Source organism: Nitrincola tibetensis, assembly GCF_003284585.1.
GTDB classification, from domain to species: domain Bacteria; phylum Pseudomonadota; class Gammaproteobacteria; order Pseudomonadales; family Balneatricaceae; genus Nitrincola; species Nitrincola tibetensis.
In genome coordinates, this window is the sequence record NZ_QKRX01000024.1 from 1 (window position 1) to 15,943 (window position 15,943).

Sequence of the window (15,943 nt, forward strand, 5' to 3'; positions counted from 1 at the left end):
ATTCCAACAACTCAGCATCGTCAACCATGTCCGCTTTGTTCAGGAACACAACGATGTAAGGTACACCTACCTGACGTGACAACAGGATGTGCTCACGCGTCTGCGGCATTGGGCCGTCAGCGGCTGAACATACCAGAATCGCTCCGTCCATCTGTGCAGCACCGGTGATCATGTTTTTAACATAGTCAGCGTGTCCTGGGCAGTCTACGTGCGCATAGTGACGGACTGGTGACTCATACTCTACGTGTGAAGTCGAAATCGTGATACCACGCTCACGCTCTTCAGGTGCATTGTNGTGAAGTCGAAATCGTGATACCACGCTCACGCTCTTCAGGTGCATTGTCGATACCGTCAAACGCTACCGCTGTACCACCCCAAACTTCTGCACATACGCGAGTCAACGCGGCTGTCAAAGTCGTTTTACCATGGTCAACGTGTCCGATTGTTCCTACGTTGACGTGAGGCTTGTTACGTTCAAAAGCTTTCTTAGCCACAGTTATTTCCTCTTAATCAATATTTGCTTAATCAGCCTAGCCTAATTACAGCTTCAGCGATGTTATTCGGTGCTTCACTGTAGCAATCAAACTCCATAGAGTAAGTTGCACGACCTTGCGAAGCTGAACGCAGATCAGTTGCATAACCAAACATTTCACCCAGTGGTACCTGAGCGTTGATGACTTTGCCCGATACTGTGTCTTCCATACCCTGCACCAAACCACGACGACGGTTGAGGTCGCCCATCACATCACCCATGTACTCTTCTGGAGTCACTACTTCAACCTTCATCATAGGCTCAAGCAAACATGGGCTCGCTTCTTGGGCATACTTCTTGAGCGCCTGAGATGCTGCAATTTTAAACGCCATTTCGTTGGAGTCAACTTCATGGAAAGAGCCATCATACAAACGCGCCTTCAAACCGATGAGCGGGTATCCTGCGACAACACCGTTCTTCATCTGCTCCTCAACACCTTTCTGAATAGCTGGAATGTATTCTTTAGGAATCACACCCCCTACTACCTCATTGATAAACTCCAACCCTTCTTCATCACTCGGACTAAACTCGATGACGACATGACCGTATTGACCGCGGCCACCTGATTGACGAGCAAACTTATGGTTAGCTACAACAGACTTACGGATTTTCTCACGGTAGGCAACCTGTGGCTTACCGATATTTGCTTCAACCTTGAATTCACGCTTCATACGATCAACGATGATATCCAAGTGAAGCTCACCCATTCCAGAAATAATGGTCTGACCCGTTTCTGGATCCGTCGCAACACGGAAGGATGGATCCTCTTGCGCCAACTTACCTAAAGCAACACCCATTTTTTCCTGGTCTGCTTTAGATTTAGGCTCTACCGCAACTGAAATGACTGGCTCAGGGAACTCCATACGCTCTAAAACAATACGATTGTCTAGATCACAAAGAGTATCCCCTGTTGTCACGTCTTTCAGACCGATAAGTGCTGCAATATCGCCCGCGCGCACTTCTTTTATCTCTTCACGAGAATTAGCATGCATCTGAACCATACGCCCAACGCGCTCTTTCTTCTGTTTAACAGAGTTATAAACGCTGTCACCAGAACTAAGCACGCCAGAATACACACGAATGAACGTCAAGGTCCCCACGAAGGGGTCCGTTGCAATTTTGAAAGCAAGCGCAGCGAAAGGTTCATCATCGTCAGCTTTACGCGTAGCCAATGTTTCATCTTTATCGTCAAGCGTACCTTCAATCGCTTTAACTTCAGTCGGTGCTGGTAGATATTCAATTACCGCATCCAATACCGCTTGAACGCCTTTATTTTTGAATGCAGAGCCACAAAGCATTAGAACAATTTCATTGCTCAACGTGCGTGCACGTAAACCTGCTTTGATTTCCTCAAGAGACAACTCCTCTCCGCCGAGATACTTTTCCATGAGTTCGTCACTGGATTCAGCGGCTGTCTCAACGAGTTTCTCACGCAACTCTTCAGCTTTTTCCTGAAGATCAGCTGGAATTTCTTCCAGCCTAAAGGTCATACCTTGATCGGCTTCATTCCATATAATCGACTGCATTCTGAGCACATCTACAACACCAGTAAACGTATCTTCAGAACCAATTGGAAAGTTAATTGGCACAGTCGTAACGTTTAAGCGCTTCTGCAGTTGATCTTCAACTCGAAAGAAGTCTGCACCCGCACGGTCCATCTTATTGACGAACACCATACGAGGCACTTCATATTTATTTGCTTGCCGCCATACAGTTTCAGTTTGTGGCTGAACCCCTGAGGACGCACACAGAACAACAACAGCACCATCAAGCACACGCAGAGAACGCTCAACTTCAATCGTGAAGTCTACGTGCCCTGGTGTATCGATAACGTTGATGCGGTGCTCTTCAAACTGTTTATCCATACCACTCCAGAAAGTGGTAATGGCCGCAGAAGTGATGGTGATACCACGCTCCTGCTCTTGCTCCATCCAGTCAGTCGTGGCTGCACCATCGTGCACCTCACCGATTTTATGAGATAGGCCAGTGTAAAAAAGTACGCGTTCTGTAGTCGTGGTTTTACCAGCATCTACGTGCGCACAGATACCAATGTTACGGTATCTGGATAGCGGTGTTTTACGAGACACGGCATAATCCTCTGATGTTTAGAAGCGATAATGCGCAAAAGCTTTGTTGGCTTCTGCCATACGGTGCACATCTTCACGTTTTTTAACGGCGGCTCCGCGACCTTCTGCTGCATCAACTAGCTCACCCGCTAAGCGCAGAGCCATAGATTTTTCACCACGCTTACGAGAAGAATCTACCAACCAACGCATAGCCAAAGCCATACGACGAGAAGGACGTACTTCTACTGGTACTTGATACGTTGCACCACCTACACGGCGAGACTTAACTTCGACCACAGGCTGTACAGTTTCGAGCGCTTTATCAAACAATTCCAGCGGATCTTGTTTTGTACGCTCTTGAATTTTATCCATTGCACCATAAACGATGCTCTCTGCAACGGATTTTTTGCCACTGATCATCAAATGGTTGATGAATTTAGCCAGTGTAATGTTACCGAATTTTGGATCCGGCAGGATCTCACGCTTCGCAGCTACGCGTCTTCTAGGCATGATAAGCCCTCAATAATATTAAAAGGTCTTCAGGTTGAACAGGATATCTAAGATACCTGGCCTTACTCTTATCGTCTTTTTCGGTTAAGCGCTGCAGCATTCTCTCCGGATCTGGAAAAGCTTGGCTGAAACAACTTCGCCGTTTTGGCGACGAATTAAGACTTAGGACGTTTTGTACCGTATTTAGAACGAGCTTGTTTACGGTCATTAACGCCTGAACAGTCAAGAGCACCACGAACGGTGTGATAACGCACACCTGGTAAGTCTTTAACACGGCCACCACGAATCAGAACAACACTGTGCTCTTGTAGGTTGTGACCTTCACCACCGATGTAAGAAGATACTTCATAGCCATTGGTAAGACGTACACGACATACTTTACGCAATGCAGAGTTAGGCTTCTTAGGTGTGGTTGTATAAACGCGGGTACAAACACCACGACGCTGTGGACAAGCTTCTAATGCACGAACATCACTTGCTTGAACTTTGCGCTTACGCGGCTTACGTACCAACTGGTTAATTGTTGCCATTTAAGCAAACTCCAACTTGGTTTGTTTTCACCATATAAAAAAACTGAGTATTTCTACTCAGCCTCATAAGAGGGCGTGAATTTTAACCAATTCATGCCCTTCAGGTCAATTGCTGTCTGTTTTTTAATCAGAGTTAGTCATTGACGCATTTAGTGCAGCGGTTAACGCTTGCTGAACTTCTTCAGCACTTACGCCAATGCCATCTTGTGACAAACGACGCTTACGTTTCCGCTCGCTATGATAAGCCAATCCAGTACCTGCTGGTATCAGACGACCCACCACAACGTTTTCTTTCAATCCGCGAAGAGCATCGCTCTTACCATTTACAGCACCTTCAGTCAGTACGCGCGTCGTTTCTTGGAAAGACGCAGCCGAAATGAAGGATTCTGTAGCAAGTGATGCTTTCGTAATACCTAACAAGACACGCTCAAACTTGGCTGGGAACTTCCCGTCTGCCAATAAGCGCTCATTTTCAAGGCGTACGGCCACGTATTCAACCTGATCGCCCTGTATGAAATTACTGTCACCGGAATCCGTAATTTCAACTTTGCGGACCATCTGGCGCACGATAACTTCTATGTGCTTATCGTTGATCGCTACACCTTGTAAACGGTAAACGTCTTGAATTTCACTCACGATATACTTCGCTAGTGCATTCACGCCCAAGATACGCAAGATATCATGCGGGTTAGAAGGTCCATCAGAGATAACCTCACCCTTCTCTACTGACTCACCTTCAAACACGTTGAGGTTACGCCACTTTTGAATCATGATTTCAAACGGCTCTGATCCATCATGCGGAGATATCAAAATACGACGCTTGCCTTTGGTTTCTTTCCCAAAGGAGATCACACCTGATACTTCTGCCAGGATCGCGTATTCCTTAGGCTTACGTGCTTCAAAGAGATCCGCTACGCGTGGAAGACCACCCGTGATGTCCTTGTTAACCGTACCCTCTTGTGGAATACGTGCCAAGACATCACCAATTTGAACCTCTGAGCCATCGTTCAAGTTAACGATTGCCTTAGGTGGCAACAGGTACTGCGCTGGCATTTCAGTACCAGGGTAGCATAGATCGTTTCCAGCAAAATCGACCAATTTAATCATTGGACGAATATCTTTACCGGCTTGTGGGCGATCCTTACTTTCTAAGATCTCAATCGTAGAAAGACCTGTTAAATCATCCGTCTGGCGCTTAACCGTAATACCATCTTCTAAGCCAACGAAAACAATTTTACCCTGCATCTCAGAGACGATTGGGTGGGTGTGCGGATCCCAGTTGGCAACGACAGCACCTGGTTCAACACGGCTACCGTCACGCACTTTTATCATAGATCCATAAGGAAGCTTATAACGCTCACGCTCACGGCCATGCTCATCCGTAACACCCAACTCACCTGAACGGGATGTTGCAACCAAGTTGCCATCGGTTCTTTCTACAAACTTCAAATTATGTAAACGGATTTCACCGCCATTTTTAACCTGAATGCTGTCAACCGCTGCAGCCCTAGAAGCAGCCCCCCCGATGTGGAAGGTACGCATGGTTAACTGTGTTCCTGGCTCACCGATGGATTGTGCAGCAATAACACCAACGGCTTCACCGCGGTTAACTTCATGCCCACGACCCAAATCACGACCATAACACTTAGAACAGATACCGTGTATTGAGTCGCACGCGATAGCTGAACGCACAGTCACTTCGTCGATGCTGCTAAAGCGCTCGTCATTTTCTAGACGATCAACCCATGCTTCATCAATCAATGTACCCTTCTCGATCAGAACATCTCTGCCTGTCGGATCAAGCACATCTTTAGCCACTACACGTCCTAGCAGACGCTCACCCAAGCTGACAATAATATCGCCACCTTCGATCATTGGTTGAACCAACAATCCGTTTTCAGTGCCGCAGTCTGTTTCTGTGATAACCAGATCTTGCGCAACATCAACGAGACGACGCGTTAAGTATCCAGAGTTTGCTGTCTTCAATGCAGTATCAGCAAGACCCTTACGCGCACCGTGCGTCGAGATAAAGTACTGAAGTACGTTCAGACCTTCACGGAAGTTTGCAATGATTGGCGTTTCAATGATCGAGCCATCTGGCTTAGCCATCAAACCACGCATACCGGCCAACTGACGGATCTGTGCAGCACTACCACGCGCTCCAGAGTCGGCCATGATGTAAACAGAGTTAAACGACTCTTGGTCAACTTCTTCACCTGCTGCGTTGACAACTTTGTCAACCTTCAGGTTATCCATCATCCGCTTCGCTAAGACTTCGTTTGCACGTGACCAAATATCGACGACTTTGTTGTACTTCTCGCCTTGAGTTACAAGACCTTCCGCAAACTGACGCTCAATCTCGGTTACTTCAGCATCGGCTGCTGCAATAATTGCTGGCTTTTCATCTGGAATAACGAAGTCATTCACACCGATTGATGCGCCTGACATTGTCGCTTGACGGAAGCCCATGTACATTAACTGATCGGCAAAGATAACCGTATCTTTCAAACCGCAACGACGATAGGCCTCGTTTAGCAGCTTAGAAATCGATTTTTTCTTCATTGCCTGATTGACCAACTCAAAAGGCAAGCCATCAGGTACGATATCAAACAACATCGCACGACCTACGGTCGTATCACGCAACGCTGTAATTTCTTCTACTCCACCATGGATATCACGAATCACTTCGCGGATACGCACTTTGATGCGAGCTTGAAGATGGACTTTGCCTGCACCATGAGCACGCTGCACTTCTTTAATATTCAAGAAACGCATGCCTTCACCCGGAGCTGCAATGCGCTCACGAGTCATGTAATACAAGCCTAATACCACGTCCTGTGATGGAACAATAATAGGCTCGCCGTTTGCAGGCGACAAAATATTATTGGTTGACATCATCAAGGCACGAGCTTCCAATTGAGCCTCAATGGTCAATGGAACGTGTACCGCCATCTGGTCACCGTCGAAGTCAGCGTTATAGGCTGCGCAAACGAGAGGGTGTAACTGAATAGCTTTACCTTCAATCAATACAGGCTCAAACGCCTGGATACCTAAACGGTGTAGAGTCGGTGCACGGTTAAGCAACACGGGATGTTCGCGGATAACTTCATCCAAAATATCCCATACCAGCGCCTCTTCTCTTTCAACCATTTTCTTAGCTGCTTTAATGGTGGTTGCATGTCCACGCAATTCAAGCTTTGAGAATATAAATGGTTTAAACAGCTCTAACGCCATTTTCTTTGGAAGGCCACACTGGTGCAAACGCAGTGAAGGACCAACCACGATAACAGAACGACCAGAGTAGTCGACACGCTTACCAAGCAAGTTCTGACGGAAACGACCTTGCTTACCCTTGATCATGTCCGCAAGCGATTTTAAAGGACGCTTGTTTGATCCAGTAATTGCACGTCCACGACGACCGTTATCAAGCAGAGCGTCAACTGACTCTTGCAACATACGTTTTTCGTTACGCACAATGATGTCAGGTGCGTTCAAATCCAATAAACGCTTCAGACGGTTGTTGCGGTTGATAACGCGACGATACAGATCATTGAGATCAGAAGTCGCAAAACGACCACCGTCCAGTGGAACCAAAGGACGTAAATCAGGTGGTAACACCGGCAATACTTTCAGAATCATCCACTCAGGCTTATTGCCTGATTTTACGAATGCTTCCATCAACTTCAAACGCTTAGATAGCTTTTTCAGCTTCGTTTCAGAATTCGTTTGAGGAATTTCTTCACGCATCCGTTGGCATTCTTCTTCGAGTTCGATGGATCCCAACAACTCTTGGATCGCTTCTGCACCCATGCGAGCGTCGAATTCATCGCCGAACTCTTCTAATGCTTCGAAATATTGCTCATCATTCATTAGCTGTCCACGCTCGAGCGTGGTCATGCCTGGGTCAATGACAACAAATGATTCAAAATACAGTACGCGCTCAATGTCACGCAATGTCATATCCAGCATCAAACCGATACGGGAAGGCAGAGACTTCAAAAACCAAATGTGGGCAACAGGTGAAGCCAGTTCAATATGACCCATACGGTCACGACGAACTTTTGTCATCGTTACTTCTACGCCACATTTCTCACAGATGACGCCACGATGCTTCATGCGCTTATATTTGCCACACAAGCACTCGTAGTCCTTGATTGGGCCAAATATTTTCGCACAAAACAAACCGTCACGTTCTGGTTTGAAGGTACGGTAGTTTATAGTCTCAGGCTTTTTAACTTCACCATAAGACCAAGAACGGATCATATCCGGGGATGCCAACGTAATACGGATAGAGTCAAACTCTTCTGTTTTACCTTGGTTCTTCAGCAGATTCAGCAAGTCTTTCATTGTCTATAGCTCCTCGCGGAGTTCTCTGTGGCAGCGCCCGATTCGGGCGCCACCTTGGTGATCTGTTAAGGTCTTAGTCGCTTTCTAACTCGATATCAATACCGAGTGAGCGTATTTCCTTGATCAATACGTTAAACGATTCAGGCATACCAGGTTCCATGCGATGATCGCCATCCACAATGTTTTTATACATTTTGGTACGACCATTCACATCGTCCGACTTGACCGTGAGCATTTCTTGAAGTGTATAAGCTGCGCCATATGCTTCGAGCGCCCACACCTCCATCTCACCAAATCGCTGTCCACCAAATTGAGCTTTACCGCCCAATGGCTGCTGAGTCACAAGACTGTACGATCCAGTTGAACGCGCATGCATCTTATCGTCAACCAAGTGGTTAAGCTTGAGCATGTACATGTAGCCGACAGTCACTGGGCGATCAAACTTGTCACCTGTACGTCCATCGTACAGGGTCACTTGACCACTGTCGTCCATATCAGCTAAACGCAACAGTGCTTTAACTTCGGCCTCTTTGGCTCCGTCAAATACAGGCGATGCCAACGGTACACCCGCTCTTAGATTACGCGAAAGCTCAAGTAACTCTTCGTCCGTAAAGGTGTCTAGCGCTTCTTTGCGTGCAACTTCTAAACCTGCATGCTGACCATTGTAAATCTCGTTTAAGAAACCGCGCAGCTCATTAACTGTTTCGGCTTTCTCACGCTCTTGTTCAAGCATACGGTTAATCTTACGACCGAGACCTTTCGCTGCGGCTCCCATATGTGTTTCGAGAATCTGACCCACGTTCATACGTGAAGGTACACCCAGCGGGTTCAGTACAATATCGACTGGCTCGCCGTTCTCATCATATGGCATGTCTTCAACAGGCATAATTACAGAAATTACACCCTTGTTTCCATGACGCCCTGCCATCTTGTCACCTGGCTGGACGCGACGTTTAGTCGCAACATAGACCTTGACTATCTTTAACACGCCAGGTGCAAGATCATCACCCGTTTGTAATTTACGCTTTTTATCTTCGAAACGCTTGTCTAAATTATCACGACGCTCTTCAAGCTGAACTTGTGCGTGCTCAAGCATTTCTTGCGCATCAGTATCTGCAACACGAATTTTGAACCATTCGCTACGCTTCAAACTGTCCAAGAATTCAGCGGTGATCTGCTCACCTTTCTTAAGACCAGCCCCACCGTCAGCCGTAAGACCCACAAGAACTCTGGCCATACGCTCGTAGGTAGCGTCTTCTACAATCCTGAATTCGTCATTTAAATCTTTACGAATGGCATCAAGCTCATATTTTTCAATCGAACGCGCACGCGAATCTTTTTCAACACCATCTCGTGTGAAGACCTGAACATCGATAACTTTACCGATGGTTCCACCCTTAACACGCAAGGATGTATCTTTAACATCTGACGCTTTTTCACCGAAAATGGCACGGAGAAGTTTTTCTTCAGGCGTCAGCTGAGTTTCACCCTTAGGTGTCACCTTGCCAACCAAGATATCGCCAGGTCCAACTTCTGCACCTATGTGGACAATACCCGTTTCATCCAACTTGCTTAGAGCAGCTTCACCAACGTTAGGAATATCAGCCGTAATTTCTTCTGATCCTAACTTCGTATCACGAGCAACACAGGTCAACTCTTGAATATGAATCGTGGTGAAACGATCTTCTTGTACAACACGTTCGGAGATCAAGATAGAGTCTTCGAAGTTGAAGCCATTCCACGGCATGAAGGCAATACGCATGTTCTGACCAAGCGCCAGTTCACCCATATCAACCGATGGACCATCTGCCATGATATCGCCACGAGCAACTAAATCCCCAGGACGCACAATCGCACGCTGGTTAATGCAGGTATTCTGGTTTGAACGAACGTATTTGGTGAGGTTGTAGATATCAACACCCGCGTCGCCCGCTTCCGTCTCGCTATCGTTTGCACGAACAACAATACGGCTGGCATCCACCGACTCGATAACACCACCACGTTTTGCAACCACACAAACGCCGGAGTCTTGCGCTACGCTACGCTCAATGCCTGTACCCACCAACGGCTTCTCAGCCCGAAGCGTAGGAACAGCTTGACGTTGCATGTTCGATCCCATCAATGCGCGGTTAGCGTCATCGTGTTCTAAGAATGGAATCAATGCAGCTGCAACCGATACGATCTGACGTGCGGATACGTCCATATACTGGACTTTTTCGCGCGGCATTACTGTAAATTCGTTTGCGTGACGCACTTCAACAAGATCTTCAACTAACTGATTGTCGGTGTCTAGTTTTGCAGACGCCTGAGCGATAACGTAGTTGTTTTCTTCGATTGCCGATAAATAATCAATATCATCTGAAACTTTACCATCAAGCACGCGGCGGTAAGGCGTTTCCAAGAAACCATAATCATTGGTTCGAGCAAACACAGCCAACGAGTTGATCAGACCGATGTTCGGCCCTTCTGGCGTTTTGATAGGACATACACGCCCGTAATGCGTGGGGTGAACGTCACGAACCTCAAAGCCTGCACGTTCACGTGTCAAACCACCTGGGCCTAACGCTGAAACACGACGCTTGTGGGTAATCTCTGATAATGGATTGTTTTGATCCATGAACTGAGACAATTGGCTTGAACCAAAGAATTCTTTGATTGCCGCTGCAACGGGCTTAGCGTTGATCAGATCTTGTGGCATCAGGTTATCTGACTCAGCCATGCTCAAACGCTCGCGTACAGCACGCTCAACACGGACCAGACCAACACGGAACTGGTTTTCAGCCATTTCACCAACAGAACGAATACGGCGGTTACCTAAGTGGTCGATGTCATCAACAACCCCTTTGCCGTTTCGGATATCGATTAAGGTCTTCATGACATCTAAAATGTCATCTTTATCCAAAATCCCTGAGCCCGTTTCTTCACTGCGACCTAAGCGACGATTGAACTTCATACGACCAACAGCCGATAAGTCGTAGCGGTCTTCTGAGAAGAATAAATTCTCGAACAGTCCTTCAGCCGATTCCTTTGTAGGTGGCTCGCCAGGACGCATCATCCGATAAATTTCGACCAACGCTTCTATTTGGTTACGCGTGCTGTCAATCCGCAACGTATCGGAAATATATGGGCCACAGTCCAAATCATTTGTGTACAGGGTTTCAAAACGAGTAATCCCTGACACCATTAAACGAGTGATCAAATCTTCGGTAATTTCAGTATTCGCAACAGCCAATACTTCACCAGTCGACGGATCAACAACATCACGCGCGGTGACCTTTCCTGCCAAATATTCTGACGGAACGAGCAGCTGCTTCATACCCGCATTTGTCATTTGACGCGTGTGACGTGGCGTAATACGACGTCCAGCTTCGACAATCACGTTTCCTTCAGGGTCTTTGATCTCGAACGACATGGTTTCACCACGTAAGCGCTCAGGGACCAGATCCATCCAAATTTGATCTTTTTCAAAATTCCAGCCAGTGGTATCGAAGAAGATTTCTAAAATTTCTTGTGTGCCATAGCCTAATGCACGCAATAGGATTGACGCTGGCAACTTGCGGCGACGATCTATACGAACAAAAAGCGCATCTTTAGGATCGAATTCAAAGTCAAGCCATGAACCACGGTAAGGAATAATCCGAGCTGAGTATAAAAGCTTGCCGGATGAATGTGTTTTACCCTTGTCATGATCAAAGAAAACACCTGGTGAACGATGCAACTGCGACACGATAACGCGCTCGGTTCCATTCACGACGAATGTACCGTTTTCAGTCATTAAAGGCATTTCGCCCATGTAGACTTCTTGCTCTTTAATGTCTTTAACTGCTTTCGCAGACGAATCACGATCGTATATAACCAGACGCACTTTGACGCGAAGTGGAGCTGCATAGGTAATACCGCGCAACTGACACTCTTTGACGTCAAACACGGGTTCACCGAGGCGGTAACCAACGTACTCCAGTGCAGCATTTCCGGAATAGGATACGATTGGAAAAACAGAATTAAATGCCGCTTGGAGTCCAGATTCGTCGCGTCTGCCCGCGTCTGCCCCCAGCTGCAGAAACTTCCGATAGGAGTCAAGCTGCGTCGACAATAGGTATGGAACATCCATGACCTGGTTTAGCTTGCTAAAATCCTTACGAATTCGTTTCTTCTCAGTATATGAATAAGCCATCAGTGTTCCCCAGCATGTGCACCTAGTTGAGAAGCCAGCCCAGAAGGGGATCTTCCAGTCTGTTTTGCCGTTATATTTTTGCTGTCATTTAATAACGGAAAAAGGCCGGTGACTCTATGGTCACCAGCCATACGCTTTTTAAGCAGGTTATGCGGCCTGCAGCGCATTGAAGCGATTACTTGAGCTCAACTTTAGCGCCGGCTTCTTCCAGTGCTTTCTTGAGATCTTCTGCTTCTTGTTTAGAAACGCCTTCTTTGATAGTAGCAGGCGCGCCGTCAACCAATTCTTTAGCTTCTTTCAGGCCAAGACCTGTAGCAGCACGAACGGCTTTGATGACGTTAACTTTCTTATCGCCAGCTTCAGCCAGGATAACGTTGAACTCAGTCTGCTCTTCAGCTTCAGCTGCAGCAGGACCGGCTGCTACAACAGCTGCAGCCGCAGTAACACCGAATTTTTCTTCCATCGCTTCAATCAATACAACGATGTCCTTAACAGACATTTCAGCTACTGCATTGATGATATCTTCATGAGTCAGAGACATTTTTGATTCCTGATAATCTGATTGGGTACTACCCATTAAACTCTTTTCAAACAACCTTCGCTAATGCGTTCAGGCAGCCTGCTCTTTCTGGTCGCGAACTGCTGCCAGTGTACGTACCAACTTACCAGCTGAAGCTTCTTTAAGAACGCTCATCAACTTAGCAATTGCTTCGTCATAGGTCGGCAAGCTAGCCAGCATAGCGATGTCAACTTTTTCGCCTTCGAATGCTGCTGCTTTCAGTTCAAACTTGTCGTTGCCTTTCGCGAAATCTTGTAGAATACGCGCACCAGCACCTGGGTGCTCGTTTGAGAAGGCAATGATAGATGGACCAACAAATGCATCTTTGAGGCATTCGTATTGGGTACCGTCTACTGCACGACGTGCCAGAGTGTTACGAACAACACGCAACCATACACCGTTTTCACGAGCAAGCTTACGCAAGCTTGTCATATCAGTTACTGAAACTCCACGAGAGTCAGCAACAACGGCGGATAGAGCGGATGCAGCAGCTTCCTGGACTTCAGCGACGATCGCTTTTTTGTCTTCGAGTCCTAATGCCACGATTTACTCCTGGATTGAGTCTTTCGACTATTTACCAAATTCCCGAAAAATACTATTTCGGGCAGTGAGTACGGTGGTTTTGATTCTATCGAATCACACCGTCTGCGCAGGCAAGTCACCCATTAAGACAACCTGAAATTCAGGTTGTCACCTGCGGTCTTTGACGGCCTTCGTATTCTGTATGACAGGTCACGAAGACCCTCAAAATCTTTTAAACTTTAATCAAGCGCCTAAAGACGACTGATCAACAACTAAACCTGGACCCATAGTGGTCGACAGTGTTACTTTTTTCAAGTAAACACCTTTAGCTGTAGATGGCTTGAGCTTTTTCAATTCAGCAACTAAAGCATCAATGTTTTCTTTAATTGCGTCTGCTGCAAAACCAACTTTACCAACTGAACAATGGATAATACCATTTTTGTCTGTACGGAAACGGACTTGTCCAGCTTTAGCATTTTGAACTGCTGTTACTACGTCAGGAGTTACGGTTCCAACTTTCGGGTTTGGCATCAAACCGCGTGGACCCAGAATTTGACCCAACTGACCCACAATGCGCATTGCATCAGGAGTTGCAATCACAACATCAAAGTTCAGATTACCTGCTTTAACTTGCTCAGCCAAATCTTCAAAACCAACAACGTCAGCACCTGCCGCTTTTGCTTTCTCAGCGTTATCGCCTTGAGCAAATACAGCAACACGAACATCTTTACCTGTTCCGTGTGGCAATACTGAAGAACCACGAACAACTTGATCAGATTTACGTGGGTCAACACCTAAGTTAACAGCCACATCAATTGATTCAACGAACTTAACTGCAGAGACATCAGCCAATACAGAGACTGCATCTTGAATAGAGTAAAGCTTACCCGCTACTACTTTTTCACGAATTGCTTTTTGACGCTTAGATAACTTAGCCATTACTCGTCACCTTCTACAACTAGGCCCATTGAACGCGCACTGCCAGCGATAGTACGAACTGCAGCGTCCATATCAGAAGCTGTTAAGTCTGGCATTTTAGTTGTGGCGATTTCTTCTAACTGAGCGCGAGTTACTTTACCCACTTTCTCAGTATTTGGACGTGCAGAACCACTCTTAAGACCTGCAGCTTTTTTCAACAAAATTGCAGCTGGTGGTGTTTTAGTGATAAATGTAAAGCTACGATCACTGTAAACAGTAATAACAACAGGTGTTGGCAAACCTGGCTCAAGACCTTGAGTTGCTGCGTTAAACGACTTACAAAACTCCATGATGTTGACGCCGTGCTGACCTAACGCAGGTCCTACTGGAGGACTTGGGTTAGCTTGGCCTGCTTTGACCTGCAGCTTGATATAAGCATTAATTTTCTTAGCCATTAAGCTACTCCTTTGGGTACAAGCGCCTTTTAAAGGCTCCCCTTAACTACCATTTAGATAAAAAACAAACCAAAAGGCTTGTGTTTAGACCTTCTCAACCTGGCGGAACTCTAGCTCCACCGGCGTTGATCGACCAAAAATCAGAACAGCCACTTGCAAGCGGTTTTTCTCGTAGTTAACTTCCTCAACAACGCCATTAAAATCAGCAAAAGGACCATCGTTAACTCGAACCATCTCACCAGGCTCAAACACCGTCTTGGGCTTGGGCTTATCAGCACCACTCTCAACACGCTGCAGTATCTCGCTCGCCTCACGGTCTGTGATAGGCGCAGGTTTATCCGCTGTTCCGCCGATAAAACCCAGCACTCTTGGCGTACTTTTCACAAGATGCCAAGTAGCATCATTCATAACCATTTGAACCAACACATAACCTGGATAAAACTTACGTTCAGATTTGCGTTTCTTTCCATCACGTATTTCAACGACTTCTTCAGTCGGCACTAGCACATCACCGAAGAGATCTTGCATTGAATGCAATTCTATACGTTCTCTAAGGCCGTTCATTACGCGCTTTTCAAATCCGGAATAGGCATGAACCACATACCAGCGCTTTTTTTCTTCAGTACTCATGCCAGAACTCCTAGCCAATTGCCCCGGAAACTATCCAGCCGAGCAGAGAATCAAGCCCCCACAGCATAAGCGCAACCACTAGTACTGCGGCAAGCACCATAAGCGTTGTTTGCAAAGTTTCTTGACGCGTTGGCCAAACCACTCTTCGCATCTCGCCTTTAGCATCTTTAAACAGCTTAAACCATAGCTGACCTTTTGCAGTCTGCAGTGCAACAAAGCCCGCAACACCCGCCAAAACGATAAGAGCCAAGACACGGTAAAGCAGAGACTCATCTGAAAATATTGAGTTCCCAACCACACCCACAGCAATAATAAGGACAACAACAGCCCACTTAATGCTATCTAGTTTTGACCCTTCGGAATTTACTTTTGTATTCACGCCAGAAGCCTCGGCTTATTAGGTAAGCTTACGCTATTTGATGCCAATCTCGACTGAGATTGGCAGGCCAGGAGGGACTCGAACCCCCAACCTGCGGTTTTGGAGACCGCTGCTCTGCCAGTTGAGCTACTAGCCTACTGCATAATAGGGAGGCAAATTATAATGCACTCCCTATTGGTTTGCAACACTTATTTAAAACTAATTACGCAATGATCTTAGCAACAACGCCCGCACCAACAGTACGTCCGCCTTCACGGATCGCAAAGCGCAGACCTTCTTCCATCGCGATTGGGTTGATCAGGGTAACGGTCATTTGAACGT

Annotated in this window: 12 protein-coding genes, 1 tRNA gene and 1 pseudogene; all 14 read right to left on the minus strand. The window is 46.6% G+C overall.

Annotated elements, in window-relative coordinates:
- A pseudogene (locus DN062_RS17905) lies at positions 1 to 494 on the minus strand (GTP-binding protein); the annotation flags it as partial.
- Between the two features lie 31 nt (positions 495 to 525).
- Positions 526 to 2,619 (minus strand): elongation factor G, encoded by a 2,094-nt coding sequence (gene fusA / locus DN062_RS17910; RefSeq protein WP_112160670.1) that lies wholly within the window; start codon positions 2,617 to 2,619, stop codon positions 526 to 528.
- 18 nt (positions 2,620 to 2,637) lie between these two features.
- Positions 2,638 to 3,108 (minus strand): 30S ribosomal protein S7, encoded by a 471-nt coding sequence (gene rpsG, locus DN062_RS17915; protein ID WP_036514748.1) that lies wholly within the window; start codon positions 3,106 to 3,108, stop codon positions 2,638 to 2,640.
- Positions 3,109 to 3,263: 155 nt separating this feature from the next.
- Positions 3,264 to 3,638 carry a 30S ribosomal protein S12 gene (gene rpsL / locus DN062_RS17920; protein ID WP_036514745.1) on the minus strand — a complete coding sequence of 125 codons (375 nt, stop codon included), beginning with the start codon at positions 3,636 to 3,638 and terminating at the stop codon, positions 3,264 to 3,266.
- Positions 3,639 to 3,761: 123 nt separating this feature from the next.
- Positions 3,762 to 7,985, minus strand: coding sequence for a DNA-directed RNA polymerase subunit beta' (gene rpoC, locus DN062_RS17925; protein ID WP_112160671.1), 4,224 nt, complete (start codon positions 7,983 to 7,985; stop codon positions 3,762 to 3,764).
- A 73-nt stretch (positions 7,986 to 8,058) separates the two neighbouring features.
- Positions 8,059 to 12,159, minus strand: coding sequence for a DNA-directed RNA polymerase subunit beta (gene rpoB, locus DN062_RS17930; RefSeq protein ID WP_112160672.1), 4,101 nt, complete (start codon positions 12,157 to 12,159; stop codon positions 8,059 to 8,061).
- A 175-nt stretch (positions 12,160 to 12,334) separates the two neighbouring features.
- Positions 12,335 to 12,700 (minus strand): 50S ribosomal protein L7/L12, encoded by a 366-nt coding sequence (rplL, locus tag DN062_RS17935; RefSeq protein WP_112160673.1) that lies wholly within the window; start codon positions 12,698 to 12,700, stop codon positions 12,335 to 12,337.
- A gap of 69 nt (positions 12,701 to 12,769) precedes the next feature.
- A complete protein-coding gene (rplJ, locus tag DN062_RS17940; RefSeq protein ID WP_112160674.1) occupies positions 12,770 to 13,261 on the minus strand; it encodes a 50S ribosomal protein L10 in 492 nt (163 codons plus the stop codon).
- A gap of 222 nt (positions 13,262 to 13,483) precedes the next feature.
- Entirely contained in the window at positions 13,484 to 14,179 is a 696-nt protein-coding gene (gene rplA / locus DN062_RS17945) for a 50S ribosomal protein L1 (RefSeq protein WP_112160675.1), read from the minus strand.
- Entirely contained in the window at positions 14,179 to 14,613 is a 435-nt protein-coding gene (gene rplK, locus DN062_RS17950) for a 50S ribosomal protein L11 (protein ID WP_112160676.1), read from the minus strand. Before rplK ends, rplA begins: the two co-directional genes overlap by 1 nt.
- An 84-nt stretch (positions 14,614 to 14,697) precedes the next feature.
- A complete protein-coding gene (gene nusG, locus DN062_RS17955) occupies positions 14,698 to 15,243 on the minus strand; it encodes a transcription termination/antitermination protein NusG (protein WP_112160677.1) in 546 nt (181 codons plus the stop codon).
- Between the two features lie 10 nt (positions 15,244 to 15,253).
- On the minus strand, positions 15,254 to 15,622 hold the full coding sequence (secE, locus tag DN062_RS17960) for a preprotein translocase subunit SecE (protein ID WP_036514725.1): 369 nt from the start codon (positions 15,620 to 15,622) through the stop codon (positions 15,254 to 15,256).
- A gap of 60 nt (positions 15,623 to 15,682) precedes the next feature.
- A tRNA-Trp gene (locus DN062_RS17965) sits at positions 15,683 to 15,758 on the minus strand.
- A gap of 66 nt (positions 15,759 to 15,824) precedes the next feature.
- On the minus strand, positions 15,825 to 15,943 hold a 119-nt coding region (locus DN062_RS17970), incomplete at its 5' end, for an EF-Tu C-terminal domain-related protein (RefSeq protein WP_205126735.1).

What these genes read in the sequence shown, in the direction of transcription:
- rpsG (WP_036514748.1), bottom strand. Translation starts at nt 3,108, where the DNA reads ATGCCTAGAAGACGCGTAGCTGCGAAGCGTGAGATCCTGCCGGATCCA.
- rpsL (WP_036514745.1), bottom strand. Translation starts at nt 3,638, where the DNA reads ATGGCAACAATTAACCAGTTGGTACGTAAGCCGCGTAAGCGCAAAGTT.
- rpoC (WP_112160671.1), bottom strand. Translation starts at nt 7,985, where the DNA reads ATGAAAGACTTGCTGAATCTGCTGAAGAACCAAGGTAAAACAGAAGAG.
- rpoB (WP_112160672.1), bottom strand. Translation starts at nt 12,159, where the DNA reads ATGGCTTATTCATATACTGAGAAGAAACGAATTCGTAAGGATTTTAGC.
- rplL (WP_112160673.1), bottom strand. Translation starts at nt 12,700, where the DNA reads ATGTCTCTGACTCATGAAGATATCATCAATGCAGTAGCTGAAATGTCT.
- rplA (WP_112160675.1), bottom strand. Translation starts at nt 14,179, where the DNA reads ATGGCTAAGTTATCTAAGCGTCAAAAAGCAATTCGTGAAAAAGTAGTA.
- rplK (WP_112160676.1), bottom strand. Translation starts at nt 14,613, where the DNA reads ATGGCTAAGAAAATTAATGCTTATATCAAGCTGCAGGTCAAAGCAGGC.
- nusG (WP_112160677.1), bottom strand. Translation starts at nt 15,243, where the DNA reads ATGAGTACTGAAGAAAAAAAGCGCTGGTATGTGGTTCATGCCTATTCC.